The following is a 3,769-nucleotide window of genomic DNA, read 5'->3' as shown; positions in this document are numbered from 1 at the left end:
AGGACGCCGAGCGCCAGGTGGATCCAGCCCCAGGTGGCGAGGTCGATCGCGTAGGTGTAGCTGACCCCGCTGACGAACACCTCGTCCCTGGCGATCGCGGCGATCGCCTGGAGGATCTGGAAGATCGAGAGGGTGATCAGGGTGACGGCCGCGAACGTCGTGACGCCGGAGGCCCAGGTGTCCTCATCGGGGTCGTACGACCGCGGACTCGAAACTGCGCTCATGGGAGCTCCTCTCACGTGCGTCGCGGGACCCGCTCGCCCCGATGCCGGACTCTAGGAAGCGCGGACTGCCGGCGGGTCACCCGGAACGGGCCAACGGGTCGGTCACTCGAGGAACACCCAGCGCAGGGCAGCCTCCTGCTCCGGGCTGAGCCTGGTGAGGATCGGCTCGTCGGGGTTCCACGGCGCAAGCTCAGCGGCCAGGGCGTCGCCGACCCCATCGGGGCCGAGCACGAACAGGCCCGACGTCCCCGGCGTGATCTGGTCGCGCACCTTGTTGATGAAGATGTCGTCGATCCCGACGTCCGCGAGAGGGCCCGCGACGGCTCCGGTCGCGGCGCCCATCGCCGCTCCCAGGAGAGGGATCAGGAAGATGTGGCCGAGGAGCAGGCCCCAGAACGGCCTGCCGAGGGACTCCGCGGCGGGGGTTGCGGCCAGCTGGCCGGTGGTCGGTTTCCGCGCCGCCGGGTCCCAGCTCACCGTGGCTGCGTCGTGGACGACCACCCCGCCGTTCCTGGCCAGGTCCTGCACCCTGGCCGATGCCTCCTCGGCCCCCGTCGAGGTGGTGAAGGTCCACACGGTCAAGGTGGCCATTCGTCCTCCTCGCGACGTCCGTGGGCAGCGCCGCTTCGTGGGTGCTCCCGACTGTTCAGCGCGGGTCGGTTGCGCGGCTCACCCGTTGCTCGTGAACGGTGGCGGCCCGGGCTCCCCCGAAAACCGTGAGGCGCAGCGGTGTTCCGATGCCTAGCCTCGGCCGCAGCCGTCGAACCCAGGCGACAGGAGTGACACGCGATCGAGGGGAGCCCGGTGACCAAAGTCCTGATCCGCGTCAACGCGAAGCTCTCGGACGAGTTGACCACGGCGTTTCCGGCCCTGATGGTGCGGGACCACTCGGTCCAGACGACGTTGATGGGCGACCTGACGGGACAGGACGAGCTGGAGGGCGTGCTGAGCCTGCTGCGCTCCCTCGGCATCGACATCGTGGAGATCGTGACGCTGCCGGAGTGAGACCTCTGACCGACCGGTCACGAAGTGTTCATCCACCGTCTGACGAAACACGGCGCCGGGATGTTCGCATCCGCGTGCTGGTTGGTAGTGTCGCTCGTGCAACAGGTGCAAAAGTTCCAGCAGGTCGACGCCCGCGGAGTTTGTGATCCAACGGCGTTTCGTTTTTGTGGTGCCAATCCACATGTCGGAGCGACGTGTCACCGCATCTGAGGCGGGCCGTCGAAGTGACGGCTCATCGCACCGATATAGGAGTACAGCGCAATGGCTCAAGGCACCGTGAAGTGGTTCAACGCCGAGAAGGGTTTCGGCTTCATCGCGCAGGAGGACGGCGGCGACGACGTCTTCGTGCACTACTCGGCGATCCAGACCCAGGGCTACAAGTCCCTGGACGAGAACCAGAAGGTCGAGTTCGACGTCACCCAGGGCCCGAAGGGTCCCCAGGCGGAGAACGTTCGCCCGCTCTGATCAGCGGACGCTGACGATCAGCGCAGGCTGATCTCGAAGCCGGACGGACAGCACCTGTCCGCACCATGCTTCATCCGGGGCCTCGACGATGTCGGGGCCCCGGATTCCATTCGGGTGGTTTGAGGGGCTCGGATGGGTCAGATTTCGATCGAAAAAGTTTAGGTCCCCCTCCGAACGGGCAAAGTGTGCAGTGGAGGGAACCGCCCCCACCCATACCTGCGAGGAGCGCGCGTTGCACGATCAGTTCGACGTCACGCTGGAGGATTCGGACCTCCTTGGCGAGGTTGAGCTCACCACCAACCTCATCATTGCCGCGACCGAGTCCGACCAGCCGCTCTCGACGGCCGAGATCGACCGGATCCTCGGCCTTGCTCCGGGTCTCGAGAACTAGCCAGTCGCTGGTCTGGCGCGCCTCGGTCTGCTGCTCGCCCCGTCGCGGTACGACGCCCACCGCTGGGCAGGTCGTCGAGGTCCGCCCGGGTGAACCTCAGGAACTCCGCTGTCTCGACGAGCCACCGCCCTCCCCGGCGTCCGAGGGCCCGCTCGCGGGTGAGCCGCCCGGTGTCCGCCAGGTTGTGGACCGTAATCTCGGAGGATGACGGTCATCCAGATTGCCGGGCTGGAGAAGGCCTTCGGCTCCGTACGTGCGCTCGACGGCCTCGACCTCGAGGTCGAGCCGGGTGAGGTGCACGGCTTCCTCGGGCCCAACGGTGCCGGCAAGTCAACCACCATCCGGGTGCTCCTCGGCCTGCTCCGCTCCGACGCGGGCTCGGTCTCGATGCTGGGGGGAGACCCGTGGCGCGACGCGGCGACCCTCCACCGCCGGATCGCCTATGTGCCCGGCGACGTCAACCTGTGGCCGAACCTCACCGGAGGCGAGGTCATCGACATGCTCGGCCGGATGCGCGGCGGCCTCGACGAGACGAGACGCGCCGAGATGCTCGAGCTCTTCGAGCTGGACCCGAGCAAGAAGTCACGCACCTACTCCAAGGGGAACCGCCAGAAGGTCGCGCTCGTCGCGGCCCTGTCCGCCGGAGCCGAGCTGTTGCTGCTGGACGAGCCGACGTCCGGGCTCGACCCCATCATGGAGTCGGCCTTCCGCAGGTGCGTGGTCGAGGCCAAGGGGCGCGGCGCCACCGTTCTCCTCTCGAGTCACATCCTGGCCGAGGTCGAGGCGCTCTGCGACCGCGTCAGCATCATCCGTGCCGGCCGCACGGTGCAGAGCGGGACGCTGGCCCAGCTGCGCCACCTGACCCGCACCACCGTGATCGCCGAGACCAGCCGCAGGGCCGACGAGCTGTCCGCGCTGCGCGGTGTCCACAATCCCGACTTCGTCGACGGCCGGGTCACCTTCGACGTCGACTCCGACGACCTCGACGAGGCCATGAAGGTGCTCACCGAGGTCGGCCTGCGCTCGCTCACCGCCCACCCGCCGACCCTCGAGGAGCTCTTCCTGAGGCAGTACGGCGACCAGGTGGCACCGTGAGCGACCCACGCCTGACCTCGCTCGCCGGAACCCGGCACCTCATCCGGCTCATCCTGCGTCGGGATCGACTGCGACTCCCGATCTGGATCGTCGGGCTCACCGCCATGACGGGCCTCTCGGCGAGTGCCGTGATCGACGTCTACGGGACCCCGGAGCAGATCGCCTCGTACGGCGCCACGGTCGGCGACTCGGCCAGCAGCAAGCTGATGAACGGGCGCCCGGACGCGCTGGACACCATCGGCGGGATCGTGGCCTACGAGACCACGATGACGGCCCTGGTCGTCGTCGCCCTGATGGTGACGTTCCTGGTGGTGCGCCACACGCGGGCCGAGGAGGAGTCCGGCCGCTTCGAGCTGCTCCGTGGAACGGTCACCGGGAGGCACGCGGCCACGGCCGCCGCCGTACTCGTCGCCGCGGCCGCCTCGCTGCTGGTGGGCGTCCTCGACATGGCGGTCCTGATGGCCAACGACCTGGCGGCCGGGGCCTCGGTGCTCCACGGCGCGGAGCTGGTCGGCATGGGCCTGGTCTTCACCGCCACGGCCGCCGCGGCCGCCCAGGTGACCGCCTCCGCGCGAGCCGCCCTCGGCAT

6 protein-coding genes and 1 pseudogene are annotated in these 3,769 nt (G+C 68.7%); 5 read left to right on the top strand and 2 right to left on the bottom strand.

All coding sequences use genetic code 11. From position 1 onward, the window contains the following. The coding region (locus tag VFN12_RS16665) for a DUF7144 family membrane protein (RefSeq protein ID WP_422656558.1) at positions 1-224 on the bottom strand (224 nt) is incomplete at its 3' end. A 102-nt stretch (positions 225-326) separates the two neighbouring features. Then, entirely contained in the window at positions 327-815 is a 489-nt protein-coding gene (locus VFN12_RS16660; RefSeq protein ID WP_325119897.1) for a DUF1269 domain-containing protein, read from the bottom strand. Positions 816-1,028: 213 nt separating this feature from the next. Between VFN12_RS16660 and VFN12_RS16655 the strand changes: the two genes are divergently transcribed. From VFN12_RS16655 to VFN12_RS16635, 5 genes and pseudogenes are all read left to right on the top strand, one after another. Further along, positions 1,029-1,229 carry a hypothetical protein gene (locus VFN12_RS16655; protein WP_325119896.1) on the top strand — a complete coding sequence of 67 codons (201 nt, stop codon included), beginning with the start codon at positions 1,029-1,031 and terminating at the stop codon, positions 1,227-1,229. Between the two features lie 261 nt (positions 1,230-1,490). After that, complete coding sequence (locus tag VFN12_RS16650; RefSeq protein WP_134720686.1) at positions 1,491-1,694, top strand: cold-shock protein; 204 nt, start codon at positions 1,491-1,493, stop codon at positions 1,692-1,694. A 190-nt stretch (positions 1,695-1,884) separates the two neighbouring features. Further along, the gene (locus VFN12_RS16645) at positions 1,885-2,085 is read left to right on the top strand and encodes a hypothetical protein (protein ID WP_325119893.1); all 201 of its coding nucleotides are present in this window, start codon (positions 1,885-1,887) and stop codon (positions 2,083-2,085) included. Between the two features lie 204 nt (positions 2,086-2,289). Further along, a complete protein-coding gene (locus VFN12_RS16640; RefSeq protein ID WP_325119892.1) occupies positions 2,290-3,180 on the top strand; it encodes an ABC transporter ATP-binding protein in 891 nt (296 codons plus the stop codon). Beyond that, positions 3,177-3,769, top strand: a pseudogene (locus tag VFN12_RS16635) (polyketide antibiotic transporter); the annotation flags it as partial. The gene VFN12_RS16640 and the pseudogene VFN12_RS16635, both read left to right, overlap by 4 nt.

Origin of the sequence: Nocardioides sp., from assembly GCF_035703625.1 — a bacterium.
GTDB lineage: Bacteria > Actinomycetota > Actinomycetes > Propionibacteriales > Nocardioidaceae > Nocardioides.
The sequence above is the reverse complement of the archived record's forward strand: the minus strand, read 5'-3'. Positions and strand labels throughout refer to the sequence as shown.

Bases quoted from the DNA above. Each gene is read 5' to 3' on its own strand.
- VFN12_RS16660 (WP_325119897.1), bottom strand. From the start codon at position 815: ATGGCCACCTTGACCGTGTGGACCTTCACCACCTCGACGGGGGCCGAG.
- VFN12_RS16650 (WP_134720686.1), top strand. From the start codon at position 1,491: ATGGCTCAAGGCACCGTGAAGTGGTTCAACGCCGAGAAGGGTTTCGGC.
- VFN12_RS16640 (WP_325119892.1), top strand. From the start codon at position 2,290: ATGACGGTCATCCAGATTGCCGGGCTGGAGAAGGCCTTCGGCTCCGTA.